This is a genomic window from Bradyrhizobium sp. CCBAU 25360 (genome assembly GCF_028128695.1).
GTDB classification, from domain to species: domain Bacteria; phylum Pseudomonadota; class Alphaproteobacteria; order Rhizobiales; family Xanthobacteraceae; genus Bradyrhizobium; species Bradyrhizobium ottawaense.
Window position 1 is genome coordinate 15476 of record NZ_LBJA01000042.1, and the last position, 20907, is coordinate 36382.

The 20907-nt window shown below is 64.7% G+C and carries 17 protein-coding genes and 1 pseudogene; 8 read left to right on the plus strand and 10 right to left on the minus strand.

The window, feature by feature from the left end; translation table 11 throughout:
* Positions 1-41: 41 nt before the first annotated feature.
* Positions 42-446, plus strand: a complete 405-nt coding sequence (locus tag XH81_RS24305) for a YccF domain-containing protein (protein ID WP_097668803.1) — start codon at positions 42-44, stop codon at positions 444-446.
* A gap of 80 nt (positions 447-526) precedes the next feature.
* Here XH81_RS24305 and XH81_RS24310 read toward each other — a convergent pair whose 3' ends face one another.
* Positions 527-1444, minus strand: a complete 918-nt coding sequence (locus tag XH81_RS24310) for an NADP-dependent oxidoreductase (RefSeq protein WP_097668804.1) — start codon at positions 1442-1444, stop codon at positions 527-529.
* 344 nt (positions 1445-1788) lie between these two features.
* On the opposite strand from XH81_RS24310, the pseudogene XH81_RS24315 reads away from it, so the two are divergent.
* The 3 genes and pseudogenes from XH81_RS24315 to ppc form a co-directional block, all read left to right on the plus strand.
* A pseudogene (locus tag XH81_RS24315) lies at positions 1789-1959 on the plus strand (YccF domain-containing protein); the annotation flags it as partial.
* A gap of 310 nt (positions 1960-2269) precedes the next feature.
* Positions 2270-3361 (plus strand): phosphatase PAP2 family protein, encoded by a 1092-nt coding sequence (locus tag XH81_RS24320; protein WP_049801719.1) that lies wholly within the window; start codon positions 2270-2272, stop codon positions 3359-3361.
* Positions 3362-4422: 1061 nt separating this feature from the next.
* On the plus strand, positions 4423-7215 hold the full coding sequence (ppc, locus tag XH81_RS24325) for a phosphoenolpyruvate carboxylase (protein WP_028143255.1): 2793 nt from the start codon (positions 4423-4425) through the stop codon (positions 7213-7215).
* 135 nt (positions 7216-7350) lie between these two features.
* Here the strand turns inward: ppc and XH81_RS24330 are convergent, their stop codons facing one another.
* The 4 genes from XH81_RS24330 to XH81_RS24345 form a co-directional block, all read right to left on the minus strand.
* Positions 7351-8463 (minus strand): SMP-30/gluconolactonase/LRE family protein, encoded by a 1113-nt coding sequence (locus XH81_RS24330; RefSeq protein WP_028143254.1) that lies wholly within the window; start codon positions 8461-8463, stop codon positions 7351-7353.
* Between the two features lie 116 nt (positions 8464-8579).
* Positions 8580-9494: an SDR family oxidoreductase gene (locus XH81_RS24335; RefSeq protein ID WP_028143253.1), complete on the minus strand. Its 915-nt coding sequence runs from the start codon at positions 9492-9494 to the stop codon at positions 8580-8582.
* Between the two features lie 180 nt (positions 9495-9674).
* The gene (locus XH81_RS24340) at positions 9675-10814 is read right to left on the minus strand and encodes a thiolase C-terminal domain-containing protein (protein ID WP_028143252.1); all 1140 of its coding nucleotides are present in this window, start codon (positions 10812-10814) and stop codon (positions 9675-9677) included.
* A 3-nt stretch (positions 10815-10817) separates the two neighbouring features.
* On the minus strand, positions 10818-11231 hold the full coding sequence (locus XH81_RS24345) for a Zn-ribbon domain-containing OB-fold protein (protein WP_027568974.1): 414 nt from the start codon (positions 11229-11231) through the stop codon (positions 10818-10820).
* Positions 11232-11423: 192 nt separating this feature from the next.
* On the opposite strand from XH81_RS24345, the gene XH81_RS24350 reads away from it, so the two are divergent.
* From XH81_RS24350 to alkB, 4 genes are all read left to right on the plus strand, one after another.
* Positions 11424-12773, plus strand: coding sequence for an amidase (locus XH81_RS24350; RefSeq protein ID WP_028143251.1), 1350 nt, complete (start codon positions 11424-11426; stop codon positions 12771-12773).
* Positions 12766-13452: a DUF2848 domain-containing protein gene (locus tag XH81_RS24355; protein ID WP_028143250.1), complete on the plus strand. Its 687-nt coding sequence runs from the start codon at positions 12766-12768 to the stop codon at positions 13450-13452. The genes XH81_RS24350 and XH81_RS24355 overlap by 8 nt, the downstream gene beginning before the upstream one ends.
* Positions 13453-13657: 205 nt before the next feature.
* Complete coding sequence (locus tag XH81_RS24360; protein WP_028143249.1) at positions 13658-14404, plus strand: 2OG-Fe(II) oxygenase; 747 nt, start codon at positions 13658-13660, stop codon at positions 14402-14404.
* Positions 14405-14412: 8 nt separating this feature from the next.
* A complete protein-coding gene (alkB, locus tag XH81_RS24365) occupies positions 14413-15066 on the plus strand; it encodes a DNA oxidative demethylase AlkB (protein ID WP_028143248.1) in 654 nt (217 codons plus the stop codon).
* A gap of 107 nt (positions 15067-15173) precedes the next feature.
* Here alkB and XH81_RS24370 read toward each other — a convergent pair whose 3' ends face one another.
* From XH81_RS24370 to XH81_RS24390, 5 genes are all read right to left on the minus strand, one after another.
* Positions 15174-16802 carry a thiamine pyrophosphate-dependent enzyme gene (locus tag XH81_RS24370; RefSeq protein WP_028143247.1) on the minus strand — a complete coding sequence of 543 codons (1629 nt, stop codon included), beginning with the start codon at positions 16800-16802 and terminating at the stop codon, positions 15174-15176.
* An 18-nt stretch (positions 16803-16820) separates the two neighbouring features.
* On the minus strand, positions 16821-17690 hold the full coding sequence (locus tag XH81_RS24375; protein WP_271596392.1) for a fumarylacetoacetate hydrolase family protein: 870 nt from the start codon (positions 17688-17690) through the stop codon (positions 16821-16823).
* Between the two features lie 174 nt (positions 17691-17864).
* Complete coding sequence (hpaD, locus tag XH81_RS24380; protein ID WP_028143245.1) at positions 17865-18848, minus strand: 3,4-dihydroxyphenylacetate 2,3-dioxygenase; 984 nt, start codon at positions 18846-18848, stop codon at positions 17865-17867.
* Positions 18849-18968: 120 nt separating this feature from the next.
* Positions 18969-20507: a 5-carboxymethyl-2-hydroxymuconate semialdehyde dehydrogenase gene (gene hpaE, locus XH81_RS24385; protein WP_028143244.1), complete on the minus strand. Its 1539-nt coding sequence runs from the start codon at positions 20505-20507 to the stop codon at positions 18969-18971.
* Positions 20500-20898 carry a 5-carboxymethyl-2-hydroxymuconate Delta-isomerase gene (locus XH81_RS24390; protein WP_028143243.1) on the minus strand — a complete coding sequence of 133 codons (399 nt, stop codon included), beginning with the start codon at positions 20896-20898 and terminating at the stop codon, positions 20500-20502. Before XH81_RS24390 ends, hpaE begins: the two co-directional genes overlap by 8 nt.
* Positions 20899-20907 lie beyond the last annotated feature (9 nt).

Below are 20907 nucleotides of genomic sequence, written 5' to 3' on the forward strand. Positions count from 1 at the left end.
CATGCCTATATGCACGGGATCATCCACCCCCGGATCATCCCATGACCCCCGTTTCCATCCTGCTCAACATCCTCTGGATCCTCTTCGGCGGCGCCTGGATGGCGTTCGGCTGGGTGATCGCCGCGGTCATCATGGCGATCACCATCATCGGCCTGCCCTGGGCGCGGGCAGCGTTCAACATCGCCGTCTACACGCTGCTGCCGTTCGGCTCGCGGGCGGTCAACCGCTACGACGTCACGGGTGTCGAGGATATCGGTACGGGCCCGCTCGGCGTGATCGGCAATATCATCTGGTTCGTGCTGGCCGGCTGGTGGCTGGCGCTCGGCCACTTATTGACCGCACTGGCGCTCGCGATCACCATCATCGGCATCCCCTTCGCCTGGGCCCATCTCAAGCTCGCAGGCATCGCGCTCTGGCCGATCGGCAAGGTGATCGTGCCGGCGTGAGGCCCAACTCGTGGCTCGTAGGATGGGTTTCGCAAGTGCACCCCATCCTACGCGCTGCGGACATCAATGAGCATGCTCCCTCAGGGACGAACGCGAATGATCGTATTTCCCTTGCGTCGCCCGGTCGGATTTAAGGCGGCGACCGCATCGTCGAAGGTCGAGACCTTGCCGATGTTCGTCCGCAGTCGTCCATCCCGCACCCGCTGGACGATCTCACTGAGTTGGGCGCGATCCGACTCGACGACGAAGTCGACCGCCAATCCATCGGAGGGCCGCGCCTCGGCCGGCCCGACGATGGTCACCAGTGTTCCTCCGGCTCGAATGCGTTCTACCGACCGCTTCTGTATGTCACCGCCGATGACATCGAACACCAGATCGACCTTGCCGACGTCTTGCAGCGAGTCTTTGTCGAGGTCGACGAACTCGTTTGCGCCGAAGTCGAGCACCATCTGACGGTCGGCGGCGCGTCCGGTGCCGATGACGTAGGCGCCGGCCTCTCGTGCGAGTTGCGTCACCATCGACCCGACTGCGCCGGCCGCGCCCTGTGCCAGGATGCTCTGCCCCGATTTGAGACGGCCATGCTGGAACAGCCCTTGCCATGCGGTCAGCCCCGAGATCGGCAGGCTCGCCCCCACTGTGAAGTCGATGTCGCCCGGCAGCGGCGCAAGATTGCGCGCCTCGATTGCCACATACTCGGCCAGCGTGCCGTCGCGATACCAGTCCGCCAGGCCGAACACCCGCTGTCCTAACACCAGCCCTGTCGTTCCATAGCCAAGAGCAGTGACCACTCCGGCCAGCTCGTGTCCAGGGATCGACGGTGTTCGGTCGCGATCGAGGCGATCAGTCCAGGTCGAAGGCCACGTCAGCTCAGTCGGGACAAATCCCGACGCATGAACCTGAACCACGACGTCGTTTATCGCAGCCTGCGGCTCGGGCCGGTCCACCAGCTTCATCCCCGCCGTTCCCGCGGCCTGTTCCGTTACAACGATCGCCTTCATTGGATCATCTCCTCAGTCATTGTCTCCTGATGCAACGATTGCAGTCAGCGTGAGCGCGACGGCTATCCACAAACTGCCAGACAGTGTGGAAGTGTCCGCGATCTATTGACCGGGGCTCCCACTGAAACTGCCGATCGGGATCGCTTCGGTCGTGGTGTTAGGAGTTAGATGCGTTACGCTTGGTCATGAAACCAGTACCAAGATTGCAAAATTCGGCTGTACCAAGGGCCATTGAGACGGCGAACAGATTGAGCTCGTAGGATGGTAGAGCGAGAGCGAAACCCATCAACCCGACCGTTGACGAGGCATGATGGGTTTCGCAAGGGCTCCACCCATCCTACGCGCTGATCGGCAACATCTGGTTCGTGCTCGCCGGCTGGTGGCTGGCGCTCGGCCACTTATTGACCGCACTGGCGCTCGCGATCACCATCATCGGCATCCCCTTCGCCTGGGCCCATTTGAAACTCGCCGGCATCGCGCTGTGGCCGATCGGCAAGGTGATCGTGCCGGCGTGAGGTGGGGATCCGTCAATGTCCGCCTCCGCGCGTAGAGGGGAAGCCGGCATAGCTTGCGGAGTCGTCGGCTGATGACCCCTGAGCAGACACCTCAACAGTATCTCAACTCCGTTTGACCCTAGCGCCGAGACCGCGCCTCGTCCTGCGCCAGGCCGATTCCCATTATCGGAACGCTGCCAGCAACGCTTGGAAACAAGATTTTTACCAATAATAACGATGGCGTTAGTCGCGAGATGCAACCGGACGGTGTGGACGCTAAACTTCTGGGAGCATTACCCGAAATTGCACGTGGGCTGGCATGGGGATTGGAATGTTCAGTGCGCCGCCTTTTGCGAGAGCAAATTGTGCTGTCAAGGAACAGCTGCGCTTGGTCGGTCACACGGAACGACGGATCGCGAACAGGTTGCAACTGGTCAACTGGAGTCTTGTGGTTGGATGGGCGCTGGCGCTCTGCGTCGGGCTTGCCGTAACAACCTTCACGCTGGAAGGCTTGATGACGACGGAGGTCGTCACAGCGCCGGCGCTGGCGGTTGCCGGGTTGTGGCTGATGCGGTGGGGCTGGGGCGAGCGGCCGGCGTTCACCATGCTCGCATTTGCGCAGATGGGTTTTGTCACGATCTGTGCGGCGCCGCTGTCGTATATCGGCTTGGGCGCCGCGATGCCGCTGCAGGACGCCAGATTTGCCGAGCTTGACCGATTGCTCGGCCTGGACTGGCCTGCATATTTCCATTTTGCGATGGCCCATCCGGAATTGCTGCTGTACGCCAAGTTCTTCTACGCAATGATCCTCGTGCCGGCCTTCTGCGTTCCGGTCGTACTGGGGTTGATGGGTCAATATATCCGTCTGCAGCAGTTCGTGATGGCGTCGACATTGGCGTTGTGCGTGGTGATTGTCGTCTCCTCCCTGCTTCCGGCGATCGGCACCTATTTCGAGTTCGGACTGCCCTCCGACACCGAGCTGTTCAAGGCGAACGGATATGGAGGACAGGCGAGCGACATACCTATGCTGCGCGATGGCACGTTGCGAGCTCTCAACATCGTGAAGCTCGGCGGCATCCTCACTTTCCCGAGCTTTCACGCTGCCACGGCGCTTCTCAGCATCTGGAGCTTATGGAGCATTTGGTGGCTGCGTCCCGCCCTGCTGGTGCTGAATGGGGGAATGCTCGTCGCGACCCCGCTGGTCGGAGGGCATTACTTCGTGGATGTGATCGCGGGCGTGTCGGTGGCTGCGCTGACGATCCAGGCGTCGAAAGGCCTGACGGCGGTCGTGGCTGCAAGTCCGCTGGCCGTCTCGACGCAGCCGAGCTCGGCGACACCGGGTCGGCTGGTCGCTCTTGCCTTCGCCGCCATGTTCGTGCGGCCGTTCCGGCGGAATATGTCCCGGCATGCGATACGCCCATGAACGTGTGCTGCTGGCCCCAGGGAGACCTGCGCGGCTGTCGTCTTCATTTCCGCTTGCAGTGCCAGAGCTCAACCCCTATCGAGCCGCAGCCCGGCGTCCAGGCAGTTGCGGCCCTCCGCCCCCAATCCCTCGCGTTGCCCGACGGGCAAAACACGCTACATGCAGGTCAAGGGACGGGGTTGTAAAATATTCTGATTGACCGAATTTTCCGTTTCGGCTAAACCGCATTCCATTCCCACCCGTCGAAGGGGCGTTTCGCGATCGTCACGATACGTAGGCCGGGATGCGATGGACGCGGCAGCGCCGGCGCGTGACGGGGTGGCAGGGCGGGCGAGGCCCGTGAGCCATCGCGATCCGCGGCACGACACGGCGCGGTCACAGCGTTTCTTTACGGCGTTGGAAGCGAGCACGCGCGAGCTTCCGACTGTCCGGGGAGGGACGTCCGCGGACGGCAAAAGCGTGTGGTCCTGACGCCCGGGGTCTGTGCGTCAAGGCTTGCGGTGGTGAAGCGGCCCGACCGGGCGCGCGCATCAGTGATCCGCAAGGCGACGGGGGCAATAGTGCATCGCTCCCCGGGGAGAGCGCGCCATAAGCCGTAAAACCATTGCGCAGGGAAGGCCGGGATGTCCCGGCGTCACCTGTGGTCACCCCGCGTGCGTCTTGTCGCGTGCGGACCCTGGGTGCCAGCCGGCGCCCGGCCTTCCCTGCGCCCTTTGTTCTCGATGAGGGCGAAACGGACAGCAAAGCTCGGGCGGAATACGCCGCGAGAAGGCGAAGGCGTGTTTTATCAGTTGAAGAGAGCTCTCGTGCCCCGGACGCAGCGCGTCGCGCCTTCGCGGCGTGGTGCGCTGCAGAGCCGGGGCCCAGAAGGCGGCAGGGACGGTGCGGCTTTCTGGGTCCCGGCTCTGCGCAGCAACGCTTAAGGCGTTGCAGCGCGTCCGGGACACGAGTTTGGCCGGCAGTGTGCAATGCCCCCAACTTCGTCTTGCACTGCGGTAGAAAAATATCGCACACTCCACCGGACTGAGGAGCCGCAAGGAGCTCTTGAAGAGGAGCGAGCCATGTCCCTCCAGACCGCACCATCCGACAGCGCCGAGCATCGCGCCAACCGCCCCGAGGACGTCCAGGCGCTGGAGGCCGATGCGCGGCTGCGGGACGACATCCGCCTGCTCGGGCGCATCCTCGGCGACACCGTGCGCGATCAGGAGGGCGCCGAATTGTTCGACCTGGTCGAGCGCATCCGCCAGACCTCGATCCGCTTCCACCGCGACGAGGACCGGCTCGCCCGCCGCGAGCTCGAGCAGATCCTCGACAGCATGTCGACCTCGGAGACGGTGCGGATCGTCCGCGCCTTCAGCTACTTCTCCCACCTCGCCAACATCGCCGAGGACCAGAACAACATCCGCCAGATGCGGGCTCGCAGCGCAGGCAAGAGCTCCGGCGTGCTGGCGGAAACGCTCGCCCATGCCAGGGACGCCGGCATCAAGCCCGATCAGCTCCGCAGCTTCTTCAAGTCCGCGCTGGTCAGCCCGGTTCTGACCGCGCATCCGACCGAAGTCCGCCGCAAGAGCACCATGGACCGCGAGATGGAGGTCGCCGGCCTGCTCGATCGCCGTGAGCGCGTGGCGCTGACCGCGGAGGAGGCCGATGCCAGCGACGAGCAGCTGCGCCGCGAGGTGCTGACGCTGTGGCAGACCAACCTCCTGCGCCGCACCAAGCTCACCGTGCTGGATGAGGTCGCCAACGGCCTGTCGTTCTACGATTACACCTTCCTGCGCGAGGTGCCGCGGCTGGTCAACGCACTCGAGGACCGGCTGGAGGAGGGCGGCGAGCAGGCGGCTTCCGAGCTCGCCTCGTTCCTGCGCATGGGCAGCTGGATCGGCGGCGACCGCGACGGCAATCCCTTCGTCACCGCCGACGTGATGCGCGGCACGCTGCGGCTGCAGTCGAGCCGGGTGATGCAGTTCTATCTGGAAGAGCTGCACGTGCTCGGCTCGGAACTGTCGATCGCGGCGCATCTTGCCGACGTCTCCGAAGAACTGCGCAACCTGGCGGAACGCTCGCCCGATACCTCGCCGCACCGGAGCGGCGAGCCTTATCGTCTGGCGGTCTCAGGCATCTATGCGCGCCTGACCGCGACGGCCGAAAAGCTCGCGGTCGAGATCACGCGCCGGCCGGTCGGCAAGGGCGCGCCATATGCGAGCGTGAAGGAGCTGCAGGCCGATCTCGACGTGCTGCACCGCTCGCTGATCTCCAACAATGCCCGCGTCATCGCCCGCGGCCGGCTGCGGCTGCTGCGGCGCGCGGTGGACTGCTTCGGCTTCCATCTCGCCCGGCTCGACATCCGCCAGAACTCGGCGGTGCACGAACGCACCATCGCCGAGCTGATGGACGCCGCCAATCCCGGCATGTCCTATCTCGCGCTCGGCGAGGAGGCGCGCATCTCGCTGCTGACCAACGAGCTGCGCTCGACGCGCGCGCTGGTCTCGCCCTTCGTCAAGTACAGCGACGAGACCATGGGCGAGCTCAACGTGTTCCATGCCGCCGCGGAAGCGCATGCGATGTTCGGCTCGGACGCCATTCCCCAATGCATCATCTCGATGTGCAAGGGCATGTCCGACATGCTCGAGGTCGCGGTGCTCCTGAAGGAGGTCGGCTTGGTCCATCCCTCTGGCCGCAGCGCTATCAACATCGTGCCGCTGTTCGAGACCATCGAGGATCTGCAGGCCTCCAGCGGCATCATGGACCGCATGCTGTCGCTGCACGATTACCGCCGCCTGGTCGACAGTCGCGGCAGCGTGCAGGAGGTCATGCTCGGCTATTCCGACAGCAACAAGGACGGCGGCTTCGTCACCTCGGGTTGGGAGCTCTACAAGGCCGAGATCAACCTCGTCGAAGTGTTCGAGCGGCATCACGTGCGACTGCGCCTGTTCCATGGCCGCGGCGGCTCGGTCGGCCGCGGCGGCGGTCCGAGCTATGATGCCATCATCGCGCAGCCCGGCGGCGCCGTGAACGGCCAGATCCGCATCACCGAGCAGGGCGAGATCATCTCGTCGAAATATTCCAACGCCGAAGTCGGCCGCAACAATCTGGAAATCCTCGCGGCGGCGACGCTTGAAGCAAGTCTCTTGCATCCGCGCCAGAGCGCGCCGCGCCGCGAATATTTGACCGCGATGGACGAATTGTCGAACCTCGCCTTCAAAGCCTATCGCGGCCTTGTCTACGAGACCGACGGCTTCGTCGATTATTTCTGGTCCTCGACCGTCATCAACGAGATCGCGACGCTGAACATCGGCAGCCGTCCGGCCTCGCGCAAGAAGACCCGGGCGATCGAGGATCTGCGCGCCATCCCCTGGGTGTTTTCATGGGCGCAGTGCCGGCTGATGCTGCCGGGCTGGTACGGCTTTGGCAGCGCGGTCGAGCAGTGGATCACTGAACATCCCGACAAGGGCATGCCGTTCCTGAAGGAGCTCTACAGGGAATGGCCGTTCTTCCGCATGCTGCTCTCGAACATGGACATGGTGCTCGCCAAAAGCTCGATCGCGATCGCCTCGCGCTATGCCGAGCTGGTGCCGGACGAAGCCTTGCGCGAAAAAATCTTCGGCCGCATTCGCCGCGAATGGCATTCCTGCATCGAGACGCTCCTGGACATCATGGGGCAGGACCGCTTGCTGCAAGGCAATCCGCTGCTGGAGCGCTCGGTGCGCCACCGCTTCCCCTATCTCGACCCGCTCAACCACGTGCAGGTCGAACTCTTGAAGGAGCATCGCGCGCAGAACCCCGACGAGCAGGTGCTGCGCGGGATTCAACTGACGATCAACGGGATTTCGGCGGGGCTGAGGAATACGGGGTAGCTACCGGGCCACGTTGCTGCCCGATACTCAGCCGTCATGCCCGGGCTTGTCCCGGGCATCCACGTTCTTGGCATCGCGCGGTAAGGCGTGGATGGCCGGGTCAAGCCCGGCCATGACGCGGAGAGAGTGGGGCACTCAACAGAAATGCGCGCCTTGCGTCTCCACATAGACCGCATAGAGCGACTGGCTTGCAGTCATGAACAGGCGGTTGCGCTTCTTGCCGCCGAAGCAGACATTGGCGCAGGTCTCGGGCAAGAGGATCTGCCCGATGCGTGCGCCGTCGGTCGGCGCGAACACCTGCACGCCGTCATAGCCGGGACCGACCCAGCCGGCGCCGACCCAGATGTTGCCCTCGGTGTCGACGCGCAAGCCGTCAGGGAAGCCGGACTTGCCGTCGAGCGTCATGTCGATCAGCTTCTTCGGATTGGACAGCTTGGCCCCGTCGATGTCGTAGGCCCACACCACGTTCTTGGCTTCAGGGTAGTGCGTGATGCCGGTGTCGCAGACATAGAGCTTCTTGTAATCGTGGCTGAAGGCGATGCCGTTCGGCTTGAACGGCTCGTCCGCGACCTTCGCCACCTGTCCGGTCTGGGTGTCCAGGCGATAGACGGCTTCCTTCTGGTGCGGCTGCAACGAGCCGGTATTGGCGAGCTTGCCCTCGTAGATGCTGATCGCGCCGTAGCCGGGATCGGTGAACCAGATCGCCTTGTCGTTGGGATGCACCACCATATCGTTCGGGCCGTTGAGCGGCTTGCCACCGGCCTGCTCGGCCAGCGCTGTCACCGAGCCGTCATGCTCGTAGCGGACGAGGCGGGTGCGCTCGGCGCTGAGCTGGCGGCCCTCGGTGTCGAACGAATTGCCGTTGGCCTCGTTGGACGGCTTATGGAACTGCTCGGAGATATGGCCGTCATCGTCGAGATAGCGCAGCTGCCGGTTGGCCGGAATGTCGCTCCAGACGAGATATTGTCCCTGCGCATTCCACGCCGGCCCTTCCGCCCAGAGGCAGCCGGTGTAGAGCCGCTTGATTGCGGTGTTGCCGACCTTGGCCTTGAAGCGCTTGGGATCGATGGCGATGATATCGGGGTCGGGATAGCGCTGCGGCTCGGCATTGGCGCCGAAGTCGCGGGCGTCGGCATTGGAGGCGAGCAGGGTCGATGCGGCGAGTGTCGCTGCACCCTGCAGCAGCGCGCGGCGGCCGAGACCGCCGCCTGCAGTCGTGTCGTCGGAGTTGGTCAGTATTCTTGTCATGGTTTCCTCCCAAAGTTTCGTTGGGAGGCGACCATTCGCCCGCAATCAGGCGTAAACCGGGGCGATCTTCGGACAAGACAACCGGAGATCGCAGGGCAGGAATGCCGGAAATGCGGCTAGACGGGATCCCAGGTGAAGATGTCGGCGGAACGGTCAAGCTTGTAGAACGAGCCCTTCAGCGCCGGCATGCCGTGTTCCGCGATCGATTGCGGCGTCCAGCCTTCGCTCCGCTGCACCGAGCGGATCGGACGGTTCTGGCTGAACAGGAAGATCTCGTTCATGCGCACGCCAAAGATCTGGCCGGTGACGTCCCTGGCGGAATCGGAGATCAGATAGCCGCAGAGCGGCGCGATCTTCTCCGGCCCCATCTGCTTGATCTTTTCGACCCGCGCCTTCTCCGCTTCAGTCTCGGTCGGGATGGTGCCGATCATGCGCGTCCAGGCGAACGGCGAGACGCAGTTCGAACGAACATTGAAGCGGCCCATGTCCAGAGCGATGGATTTGGACAGCCCGACGATGCCAAGCTTGGCGGCGGCGTAGTTGGCCTGGCCGAAATTGCCGATCAGGCCGGAGGTCGAGGTGAAGTGCACGAAGGAGCCCGACTCCTGCTCGCGGAAGATCCGCGCCGCGGCGTGGCTGACATAGAACGAGCCCATCAGATGCACCTTGATGACGGCCTCGAACGCCTCCACGCTCATCTTGTGGAAGATCATGTCGCGCAAAATGCCGGCATTGTTGACGACGCCGTCGAGCCGGCCGAAATGATCGGTCGCGGTCTTCACGATCTTGCTGGCGGGGATGGCTTCCGCGACGCTTTCGAAATTGGCGACGGCCGTGCCGCCGCGCTTCTTGATCTCCTCGACCACCTCCTCGGCAGGCGCAGCGTTCGAGCCGGCGCCGTCCGAGGCTCCGCCGGGATCGTTGACCACGACCTTGGCGCCCTCCGCCGCACAGAGCAGCGCGATCTCGCGCCCGATGCCGCGGCCTGCGCCGGTGACGATGATGACCTTGTCTTGCAGTGATTTGCTCATGGGGGGTTCTCCGCTGCCGTTCCAATTTCCGCCGTCATTCCGGGGCGCGCCCCTTGGCGCGAGCTATGATGCGCAATTGCGCATCTGAGAATCCATACTCCCGATCGTGGTTATGGATTCTCAGATGCGCATTGCGCATCATAGCTCGTCGTTGACGCGACGCCCCGGAATGACAGCCGCTTACCTCTCGTTCGTAAACACGATCGTGCCACTCGCTGCGAACATGCCGCCGACGCCATGGCACACCGAAATCCTCGCATTCGGCACCTGTGCCGGCGCGATGCCGCGCATCTGCCGCACGCTCTCCTGCAGCGCGTACATGCCGTACATGCCCGAATGCATATAGCTCAATCCGCCGCCATTGGTGTTGAGCGGCAGCTTGCCGCCCGGGCGCGTATTGCCGTCCGCGATGAACTTGCCTGTCTCCTCATGCGGCATGAATCCGAGATCGCCGAGGCCGAACAGCGGCAGATGCGCGAAGGCATCGTAGATCATGAGATGGTCGACGTCCCCGTGGGCGATGCCGGCCTCCTTGAACGCAAGGGGGCCCGCGGTCTTGAACGCGCGCGAGGAATTGAACGTCTCCATCTGGCTGACCATCGGCGTTTCCACGCTCTCGCCGGTGCCCATGATGTAGACGGGCTTGCGCGGAAAATCCCTGGCGCGGTCGGCCGAGGTCAGGATCAGCGCGCCGCCGCCGTCGGTGACGAGGCAGCACTGCAGCAGGCGGAACGGATAGGCGATCATGCGCGAATTGAGCACGTCGGTGACCGTGATCGGGTCCTTCATCATCGCGCGCGGATTCTTCGCCGCCCATTCCCGCTGCACCACCGCCACGGAGGCGAGCTGCTCGTGCGTGATGCCGTAGGTCTTCATGAACCGCAGCACGGGGATCGGAAACATGCTGGGCGGACCGTAGACGCCGAAGGGCGCCTCGAACTGGCCCTGCAGACTGTCCGCCGGGATCGAGCGCGGCGCCTTGCCGATCATCGACTTGCCGCTCTCGGCATGGGTGATCAGCACGGTCTTGCACAGGCCGGCCTCGATCGCGGCGGCGGCATGGCGGACGTGCAGCATGAACGAGCAGCCGCCGACCGAGGTGCCATCGACCCAGGTCGGCTTGATGCCGAGATAGTGGCAGACCTGCTGCGGCGTCTCGACCGCGGTGGCAAAGCCGTCGATGTCGGAGAGCTTCAGTCCGGCATCGGCGATCGCGTTGAGCGCCGCGTCCGCGTGCAGCTGGAGCTGCGAGGCGTTCGGGATGACGCCAAGCTCGGTGGTCTCGGCCGCGCCGACGACGGCAACCTGATTCTTGCGCATGGCTTATCCCTTCGCCGGACGAAACACGGGGAGGGTGATCTTGTCGTCGAGCGCCTCGAAGGCGACCTCGAGCTTCATGTCGAGCTCGAGCGCCTCGGGCGTCTGCGGACAGTCGATGATGTTGCTCATCATCCGCGGCCCCTCGGCAAGCTCCACCACGGCGATCGCGTAAGGCGGCGTGAAGCCGGGCGCAGCGGGACGGTGATTGATCACGTAGCTGTAGAGGAAGCCCTTGCCGCTCGCCTTGAAGATGCTGACCTTGCGCGAGGCGCAGGACGGGCAGAACGGGCGCGGCGGGAAGTAGACATGCGCGCAGGCGTCGCAGCGTTGCAGGCGCAATTCGCCCGCTTTGGTGCCGTCCCAGAAATGCTGGGTTTCCGGCGTCGGTTTCGGTCGCGCGCGCTGCGGTTCGGCCATGTCGGAACGCCCTCCCAGAAAGCAAATCTTGATAAGGCAGGCTCACGCCCGCCCGTTTCAAGCTTGATGCGACAATCGACCATGGTGCGTCAACGGTCCAGCAATACGCATGCATGCCATCATGCGCACAATGCTTGTGTCGAACTGAGGCAGCGCTATAGATTGCGCGCGACAATATTCCGTGAGACAGACATGCCCGAATTTCCGACGCTGGCGAAGCTCGCCGAAGACCTCGAAAGCGGCCGCACCACCGCCCGCAAGCTGGTCGAGGCGTGCATCGCCAGGATCGCCGATCCCGCCGGGGAGGGGCAGCGCACCTTCCTCCATGTCGACAAGGACGCCGCGCTCGCGGCGGCGGATGCGATGGACGGCTTGCGCAAGGCCAAGGCGGCGCCATCGCGCTATGCCGGCATCCCGATCTCGATCAAGGATCTGTTCGACATCAAGGGCCAGGTGACACGCGCCGGCTCCCGCGCGCTCGACGATTCGCCGCCGGCCGAGCAGGATGCGGTGACAGTGGCGCGGCTGCGCAGGGCCGGCTTCGTCGTGATCGGGCGCACCAACATGACCGAGTTCGCCTATTCCGGCATCGGCATCAATCCGCACTACGGCACGCCGAAGGGCGCCTGGAACCGGGCCCAAGGCCATGTGCCGGGCGGCTCCTCCGCCGGCGCGGCGGTGTCCGTGCTCGATGGCATGGCCCACGGCGCGCTCGGCACCGACACCGGCGGCTCGTGCCGGATTCCGGCGGCCTATAACGGCATCGTCGGCTACAAGCCGACGCAGCGGCGCGTGCCGCTCGATGGCTCCGTGCCGCTGTCGTTCTCGCTCGACAGCATCGGGCCGCTGGCACGATCAGTCAGTTGCTGTGCCATACTCGACGCCGTGCTCGCGAACGAGCCGATCGCCCCGCTGAAGCCGCGTCCGATCCAGGGCATGCGACTGGCGGTGCCGACCACAATCGCGCTCGACGACCTCGATGCTGAAGTCGCCGAGACGTTCGAACGCGCCCTGAAGACGCTTTCCGATCATGGCGCCATCATCGAGCGCATCGAGATGGCGGAGTTCCACGACATCGGCCCGATGAACGCCAAGGGCGGCTTTGCCGCGTCCGAGAGCTACGCCTGGCACCGCTATCTCATCACCTCCAAGGGCGATGTCTATGATCCCCGCGTCTCCGTGCGGATCATGCGCGGCGAGGCGCAGAGCGCGGCCGATTACATCGATCTCCTCAACGAGCGCCGCTCGCTGATCGCCCGCGTCAACGCCCGCATCGCGCCCTATGACGCGCTGGTGCTGCCGACCACCGCCAACACGCCGCCGAAGATCGCCGACCTCGCCGACGACAAGGCATTCACCAGAGAAAACCTGCGCGCGCTGCGCAACTGCACCCTGATCAACATGATCGACGGTTGCGCCATCTCGCTGCCGGCACATCGCCAAGGCGACGTCCCGGTCGGCCTGATGCTGGCGGGCGCGGGCGGATCGGACCGCCGTATCTTTGAACTTGCTGCCGGCATGGAGGCCGTCATTCGTGTTTGACCTCACTTTCACCGTCGATGCCCAGGACACCACCACGCCGCTGACGCTCGCGATCGACCAGATGGTCATCGCCGGCTGGACCGGCCGCGACCCCGTCGCGCGCGACAAGCACATCGCCGAGCTGCAGGAGATGGGCATCGCCCCGCCGGCCTCGACGCCGATCTACTACCGCGCCTCGGCGCGGCGGCTGACCCAGGAAGACAGCATCGAATGCACCGGCGGGGATTCCTCCGGCGAGGTCGAGTTCGTGCTGATCGGCTGGCAGAGCCGCATCTTCGTCGGCTGCGGCTCCGACCACACCGACCGCAAGGTCGAGGCCTACAACGTCACGGTGTCCAAGCAGATGTGCGACAAGCCGATCGCCTTGACGCTGTGGGAGCTGGAGGACGTCATCGATCATTGGGACAAGATGATCCTGCGCTCCTACGCCACCATCAAGGGCGAGCGCGTGCTCTATCAGGAGGGTACGCTCGACGCGATGCTGCCGGTGAACGACCTGATCGCGCGCGGCTTCGAAGGAGGGAAATTCCCCGACGGTTGCGCCATGTTCGGCGGCACGTTTGCAGCCAAGGGCGGCATCCGCCCAGCGGAGCGCTTCGAGTTCGAGCTCGAGGATCCCGTGCTGAAGCGGACGATCAGGCATGGATATGACGTGGTGACACTGCCGGTGCGGGGCTAGGTCCGCGAGCGACGGTCCCGTAGGGTGGGCAAAGCGAAAGCGTGCCCACGTCTTACGAAGTCGTGGGCACGGCGCAAGAGCACCTTTGCCCACCCTACGAAACTGGTCTGCTTGACTTCGGTATCGATCTTCGCTCGCAATGACGCGGAGACGGTTCTCGGAAATCGGGTGGCGGGGTGAACGTCGGGCCGCCAGGGTGATTGTTATGACAATGACCGCACGCAAAACGGCCCAATCCTCCGTTCCCGACCTCACCGCCCACGTCGACGGCCTCGACTGGCCGCAGATCACGGCCGAACTCGACACCCAGGGCTGCGCCGTCCTCAAGCACCTGCTGACGCCGGACCAGTGCCGCGCCGTCGCCGCACTCTATCCGGACGACACGCACTTCCGCAGCCGCATCGTCATGGGCCGTCACGGCTTCGGCCGCGGCGAGTACAAATATTTCTCCTATCCGCTGCCCGATCTGATCGCGCAATTGCGTCCGGCGCTCCATGCGCATCTGCAAGGCGTCGCCAATCGCTGGAACGAGGCGATGGGGATCGACATCCGCTATCCCGCAGCGCATGCCGCGTTCCTCAAGCGCTGCCACGAGGCGGGGCAGGCGCGGCCGACGCCGCTGCTGCTGCAATATGAGGCGGGCGATTACAACTGCCTGCATCAGGACCTCTATGGCGAGCACGTGTTCCCGCTCCAGGTCGCCATCCTGCTCTCCGAGCCGGGCCGCGACTTCACCGGCGGCGAATTCGTGCTGACCGAGCAACGGCCGCGCATGCAGTCCCGCGCCGAGGTCGTGCCACTGGCGCAGGGTGATGCGGTCGCCTTCGCTGTGCATCACCGCCCGGTGCAGGGGACACGCGGCACTTACCGCGTTAATCTGCGCCATGGCGTCAGCCGCATCAGGTCAGGCCAGCGCCACACACTGGGTGTAATTTTTCACGATGCCAAATGAGCGGAGCGTTGACGGCTGATTTGTTCGATAGCGTTGCCGAAGCGCAGCCCTCGCGCGAAGAGATCGCCGACGGCGCCGTGCTGCTGCGCGGCTTCGTCAAGCCGATCGAAAGCGAGCTGATCGCCGCCGTGCGCGCCATCGTGGCGCAATCGCCGTTCCGCCGAATGACCACGCCCGGCGGCCATCTGATGTCGGTGGCGATGACCAATTGCGGCGAGCGTGGCTGGATCACCGACCACACCGGCTATCGCTACGATCCCATAGATCCGCGCACCGGCGCGCCATGGCCCGAAATGCCGCCGGTGCTCCGCGATCTTGCGCGCCGCGCCGCGGAGCAGGGCGGCTTTCAAGACTTCGCGCCCGATGCCTGCCTCGTCAACCGCTACGAGCCCGGCACGCGGCTGTCGCTGCATCAGGACAAGGACGAGCTGGATTATTCGGCGCCGATCGTCTCGGTCTCGCTCGGATTGCCCGCGACCTTCCTGTTCGGTGGCCTCGTCCGCAGCAACAAGCCGCGCCGCTTCCGCCTGGTGCATGGCGACGTCGTGGTCTGGGGCGGAGCCAGCCGGCTCGCCTATCACGGCGTCGCGCCGCTTGTGGAGGGCGAGCATGCGCTGCTGGGGCGGAAGCGGATCAATCTGACGTTTCGCCGGACGCGGTAATCTTCGTCATTCCGGGGCGCGCGTAGCGCGAGCCCGGAATCCATAACAACGATCGGGAGTATGGATTCCGGGCCTGCGCCTCACGGCGCATCCCGGAATGACAGCAATTACGGCTTCGGCGGGTGAATGAACGCCCACGGACTGACCTCCGAATCGCGAGTCACCTCGACCGAGATCAGATACGGCCCGCCATGGCTGAGCGCCTTTTCCATCGCCGCCTTGAACTGATCGGGCGCTGTGACGCGCGCGGCGGCAACGCCAAAGGACTCCGCGAGCTTGACGAAATCCGGGTTGACGAGGTCGGATGCCACCACGCGGCCGTCGAAACGTTCGCGCTGGTCGCGGCGGACATTGCCGTAGGCGTTGTTGTTGAACACCAGCGTCACCACGCCGATGTTGAATTGCACGGCGGTGGCAAGCTCCTGCACGCCGAACATGAAGCCGCCATCGCCGGTGATGGCCACCACCGGCTTGTCGGGATTGGCGACCTTGGCCCCGAGCGCAGTCGGGAAGCCCGACCCGAGCGTGCCCTGGTAGCCCGAGGTGATGAAGGTGCGGGGCTCATAGACCGGAAAGCCGTACCAGGACGCGAAGCCGAACTGCGACAATTCATCTGTGACGATCGCGTTCGCCGGCAGCACCTCGCGCAGGATGTTGAGATACGCCATCTGCGGCTGGATGCGCTGGATCTCCGCTTGCGCGGCCGCGGTGGCCTCGCGGATCTCTCCGCGCCGGCCATGGCTCCTCGCATAGCCGGCCCTCTTCACGGCTGCAGCGAGATCGGCGGTCCCGTCGCTGGCGTCGGCGACAATCGCGACATCGGCGGCGAGCCGGCGCATCTCGACCGGATCGATGTCGATCCGAATGGATTTCAGTCCGCTCGGTTGATAGGGCCAGCGGAAGCCGGATGCCGGCAGCTCGGCGCGCGTGCCGATTGCGATCATCAGGTCGGTTGTCGGCCACAGCTTGTAGGCTGCGGCCATGGTGAGGCCGAGCTCATGCGCGTTGGAGACGATGCCGCGGCCGCTGCGGAAGGCGACGACGGGGGCATCGATCATCTCAGCGAGCTCGAGAATCTCCTCGCCGGCCTCGATCGCGCCGCTGCCGACGAAGATCATCGGCGCCTTGCTGGCCTTGATCTGCGTGGCCGCCTGCTTCACGAGATCGGGATCAGGCTGCGGGGCGGGCAGCGGCTCCAGCACCTGCGCCGCGGCGGTGTCCGCGCGCTGGGTGAAGACGTCCCAGGGCATCTCGACCGAGGCCGGGCCACGCCGTCCCGACATCATCTCCTGGAAGGCGCGCGCGACGACCGTCGGCGCATTGCCGGGATATTCGATCCGGTCGGCCCATTTCACATAGGTGCGCAAGGTCGCAAGCTGGTCCGGCATCTCGTGCAGATGGCCGCGGCCCTTGCCCAGAAATTGCGTCGGCACCTGGCCGGTGACGCACAGCACCGGCTCGTTGCAGCCGAACGCGGTGAGCAGCGCCGCGCTGGCATTGAGCACGCCTGGGCCGGGCACCACGCTGAACACGCCGGGCCTGCCGCTGGAGCGCGCGTAGCCGAACGCCATGTAGCCGCAGGCCTGTTCGTGCCGCGCGCCGATCACCTTGAGCTGGGCCTGATGGAAGGCGTCGAACAGGCCGTAGACCTGCGCACCGGGTAGACCGAACACGGTGTCGACGCCATGGGCGACCAGGCCGCTTACGATCGCTTCGCCGCCGGTGAGGGTGGTCATTGCATCATTCCAATCCTGTTAGGCCTCGTCGACGACGCCATTTCGCAAGCTGCCGATGCCTTCGGCCGCGACCTCGATGACATCGCCCGGCTTCAGGTAACGCGGCGGATCGAATCGGGCACCGGCGCCGGTCGGCGTGCCCGTGACGATGATATCGCCGGGAACGAGCGTTGCGAAGGTGGAGATATAGTTGATGAGGTAGCGGAAGGAGAACATCAGCCGGCTGGTGCGATCGTCCTGCCTGAGCTCGCCGTTGACATGCGTGGTGAGCCTGACATCGGCGATCTGCGATTCCTGCAGGTAGGGCACGAGCCATGGGCCGAGGCTGCCGCTGGAATCAAAGTTCTTGCCCTGTGTCACGTTGAACTTGGCATGCCGAAGCCAATCGCGCACCGAGCCTTCGTTGCAGATCGTCAGCGCGGCGATGTGATCGAGCGCAGCGCTTTCCGGAATATGCCGCCCTTGCTTGCCGATCACCAGCACGATCTCGCCCTCATAATCGAGCTGCGCGGACGCACGCGGGCGCACCAGCGGCGTCTCGTGGCCGACGAAGGAGCGGGGCGAACGCATGAACATGCTCGGATATTTCGGTGCGTCCTGGCCATCCCTGTATTCGGCGTTGCGGTCGGGATAGTTGACGCCGATGCAGATGATCTTTTCCGGCGCGGGCACGGGCGGCAGCCAGGTGATGTCATCGAGCGCGTGGTCCGGCGCGCGGCTGGCGGCTTCCTCGGCGAGGCTCGCGAGCTTTCCGGCCGCGATCACCTCGCGCAGCGTCGGATAGTGTTTTGCGTAACGTGTGGAGAGGTCGACGATGCCGCCCTCGAGGACGGCCCCATAACGGGCATCGCCCTTGACGGAATAGGTAGCGAGGCGAGGGAGTTTCATAGGCAGTCTATCTCTCTTGTCGTCCCTGCGAACGCAGGGACCCATACCGCGTGATCCATCGATAGCGCACGGTGACGATCCCGAACGACCAATCTTCGCAAAACGCCTCCCTGTGGTTATGGGTCCCTGCGTTCGCAGGGACGACAGGAAGAGAAGCTCGGCAGGTCATGGGCATCAATCCGCAACCAGCACGTCCGCGACAAACTTCGGCTCACGCACGGCCTGCCCGCTAAACGGCGAGCCCTGCTCGAACCAGGAGCGCGGCGCGGGGGCGCCCCACAGCGTCTGGCGGCGGGGATCGCGCAGCGACCAGCGCAGCGGCTCGTGGTCGTGATCCCCCGTGAAATAGTCGCTGGTGTAGAGCTCGAGCCGGTGTCCGTCGGGATCGCGGACATAGAGGAAGAATGCGTTGGAGATGCCGTGGCGTCCGGGGCCGCGCTCGATGTTCTTCACAAAGCCTTGGGACGCCATGACGTCGCAGAGATGGATGATGTTCATCGCCGTCGGCGTCCAGTAGGCGAAATGGTGCAGGCGAGGGCCCTTGCCGTTGGTGATCGCGAAGTCGTGGACATTGCCCTTGCGATGCATCCAGGCCGCGGCGATGCGCCCGTTCGGTCCATCCTCCTCGGCGTATTCGGTGAGGCGAAAGCCGAGCCGGGCGTAGAACTCCACGGTGTCCTGCACCTCGGCGGCGAAGACGTTGAAATGATCAAGCCGCTGCGGATGGCAGCCCCGGTAGAGGTCGTAGCGGCGCAGCAGATGCGGCCGCCGGTCCATCGACGCATAGAGCTCGATCTGGAAGCCGAAGGGATCGGTGAACTGCAGGGTCCGGCCCTGGAAGGGCTGGTCGACGAAGGCGTAAGAAAGGCCGTTCTCGGACAGGAACGCGGCGGCCTTGTCGAGATCTCCGTCGTTGCCGACCTTGAAGCCGAGCCGCGCGCAGGCGGGCACGGCCGCCTTGCGCAGCACCAGCGAGTGATGCTGATGCTCCTCGGCGGCGCGCAGGTACACGACCTTGTCGTCGGCGTCCTCGACATTCAGACCGACAATGGTCTCGTAGAACTCGCGGCTCAGCTTCAAATCGGTCACGTCGAGCACGACGTGGCTGGAGCGGATGATGTTGAACGGCGGCTCGAAGATGTGTTGCGGTACGGGCATTTGCGTTTCCCCTCTTTCGGCTTGTCATCCCGGGATGGCCCGTAGGGCCAGGCCCGGGATCCATAACCCCGGCTTGTGGTTATGGATTCCGGGCTCGTGCTTCGCACGCCCCGGAATGACTCAAATTCCCAGTTTCTGAATCTTGTGCGTGCCCCGCGCCAGCGAGACGTGCTTGGTTTCCATGTAGAAATCGAACGAGTAGTCGCCGCCGTCACGGCCGATGCCGGAGGCCTTCATGCCGCCGAACGGCGTCGGCAAATGGCGGACATTTTCCGAATTCAGCCAGATCATGCCGGCCTCCAGCGCGTCGGCGACGCGCAGTGCGCGGCCGACGTCGTTGGTCCAGACATAGCCGGTCAGGCCATAGCGGATGTCGTTGGCGATCGCGATGGCTTCTGCTTCATCCTTGAAGGGCAGCACGGTGAGGAACGGGCCGAACACCTCCTCCTGCGCCACCCGCATCTTGCCGTGCGCGCCGGTGACCAGGGTGGGCTCGACATAATGTCCGCCGCCCGGGCCGTCATGGGCCTTGCCGCCGACGGCGATCACAGCGCCATCCTGGCGCGCGACGTCGAAATAGGAGCAGACTTTTGCAAGATGCCGTTCGTGGATCAGCGGTCCGATCTCGGTTAAGGGATCGAGCGGATGGCCGACCTTCAGCGCCTTCACGCGCGCGGTGAGCTTCTCCGTGAACTTGTGCGCAATGCCGGCCTGAACCAGGAGACGGCTCGATGACGTGCAGCGTTCGCCGTTGAGCGAGTAGATCATGAACACGACGGCATCGAGCGCGCGGTCGAGATCGGCGTCGTCGAACACGATCACGGGGTTCTTGCCGCCGAGCTCGAAATGCACGCGCTTCAGCGTCGGGGCGCCCTGGATCATGATCGCCGAGCCCGTCGCGCTTTCGCCGACGAAGCCGATCGCCTTGATCGCGGGATGCTCGGTCAGCGCCTTGCCGGCCTCTTCACCAAAACCGTGGACGGTGTTGAGCACGCCGTCGGGAACGCCGGCCTCCTTGACGAGCTTCGACAAGATGCTGGCCGTGACGGGCGACCATTCGGCCGGCTTGTGCACGACCGTGCAGCCGGCAGCGAGGGCAGGGGCGATCTTCCAGGTCGAGAGCATGAACGGCGTATTCCACGGCGTGATCACGCCGACCGGGCCGATCGGCACGCGGGTGGAGACGTTCCAGTGCTCGTCGCTCGGCGTGTTGAGGCCGTCGCGCGCCTCAGCGCATTTGTCGGCGAAGAAGCGGAAATTCTCGGCGGCGCGGATCGCGGCCTTGGCCATGAAGCGATAGGCCTGCCCGGTGTCGATGCATTCGAGCACCGCGATGTCCTCAGCATTGTCCTCGATCGCGTCGGCCACGCGATGCAGCAGCTTCTTCCGCATCGCCGGGCCCATGTCGCGCCAGGACTTGAAGGCGAGCGCCGCGGCGGTTGCGGCGCGGTCGATGTCCTCGGCAGTGCCCCGCGCGACGCTCGCGAGCGTCGTGCCGTCGACCGGTGACTTCGTCTCGAACGTCTCGCCTGATATCGAGGCAACGGTCTTGCCGTCGATCATGTGACCGATGCCCTCAGTGCGCAGCTTCTTCAGCAGCGGCGCGACGCGGTCGCGGTTGGCCTGGAACACATCGGCTTTCGGGCTGGGCTTATCCATGGGCGGCTTCCACTTTCAGGGCGTCGTGGATGTTGTTGCGCTTCCAGCTGGTGTCCTTGTCGTTGATCTGCATGTCGAACGACAAAGCGAACTTGCTGGCAGCGAAGACGGGATCGAGATGGCGGGAGAGTGCCTGGAAGACGTGCTCGCCGGCTTTCTGGCGCGTGGGAAGGTCGCGGCCTTCGCCGATGCGCAGGACCATGTCGAGAAAGCCATAGTCTTGCCTGTTATCAGCGATCGCATAGTGCTCGCACCTGATGGCGCGGACGCGGATGCCGCCGAGCGGGAAGATGCCGGTCTCGACCGCCGCCTTGCGCACGATCTCGCACACCGCCGCGATATCGAGGCGGCCATCGAGATTGGCCGAATATTCAATCGTGAAATGCGGCACCGCGGTTTC

Excerpts from the sequence above, each read along its gene's own strand:
- hpaE (WP_028143244.1), bottom strand. The coding sequence starts at position 20,507 with ATGGATAAGCCCAGCCCGAAAGCCGATGTGTTCCAGGCCAACCGCGAC.
- XH81_RS24350 (WP_028143251.1), top strand. The coding sequence starts at position 11,424 with ATGCCCGAATTTCCGACGCTGGCGAAGCTCGCCGAAGACCTCGAAAGC.
- XH81_RS24360 (WP_028143249.1), top strand. The coding sequence starts at position 13,658 with ATGACAATGACCGCACGCAAAACGGCCCAATCCTCCGTTCCCGACCTC.
- XH81_RS24305 (WP_097668803.1), top strand. The coding sequence starts at position 42 with ATGACCCCCGTTTCCATCCTGCTCAACATCCTCTGGATCCTCTTCGGC.
- XH81_RS24320 (WP_049801719.1), top strand. The coding sequence starts at position 2,270 with ATGTTCAGTGCGCCGCCTTTTGCGAGAGCAAATTGTGCTGTCAAGGAA.
- XH81_RS24310 (WP_097668804.1), bottom strand. The coding sequence starts at position 1,444 with ATGAAGGCGATCGTTGTAACGGAACAGGCCGCGGGAACGGCGGGGATG.
- hpaD (WP_028143245.1), bottom strand. The coding sequence starts at position 18,848 with ATGCCCGTACCGCAACACATCTTCGAGCCGCCGTTCAACATCATCCGC.
- XH81_RS24340 (WP_028143252.1), bottom strand. The coding sequence starts at position 10,814 with ATGCGCAAGAATCAGGTTGCCGTCGTCGGCGCGGCCGAGACCACCGAG.
- ppc (WP_028143255.1), top strand. The coding sequence starts at position 4,423 with ATGTCCCTCCAGACCGCACCATCCGACAGCGCCGAGCATCGCGCCAAC.
- XH81_RS24335 (WP_028143253.1), bottom strand. The coding sequence starts at position 9,494 with ATGAGCAAATCACTGCAAGACAAGGTCATCATCGTCACCGGCGCAGGC.
- XH81_RS24345 (WP_027568974.1), bottom strand. The coding sequence starts at position 11,231 with ATGGCCGAACCGCAGCGCGCGCGACCGAAACCGACGCCGGAAACCCAG.
- XH81_RS24330 (WP_028143254.1), bottom strand. The coding sequence starts at position 8,463 with ATGACAAGAATACTGACCAACTCCGACGACACGACTGCAGGCGGCGGT.
- XH81_RS24375 (WP_271596392.1), bottom strand. The coding sequence starts at position 17,690 with ATGAAACTCCCTCGCCTCGCTACCTATTCCGTCAAGGGCGATGCCCGT.
- XH81_RS24370 (WP_028143247.1), bottom strand. The coding sequence starts at position 16,802 with ATGACCACCCTCACCGGCGGCGAAGCGATCGTAAGCGGCCTGGTCGCC.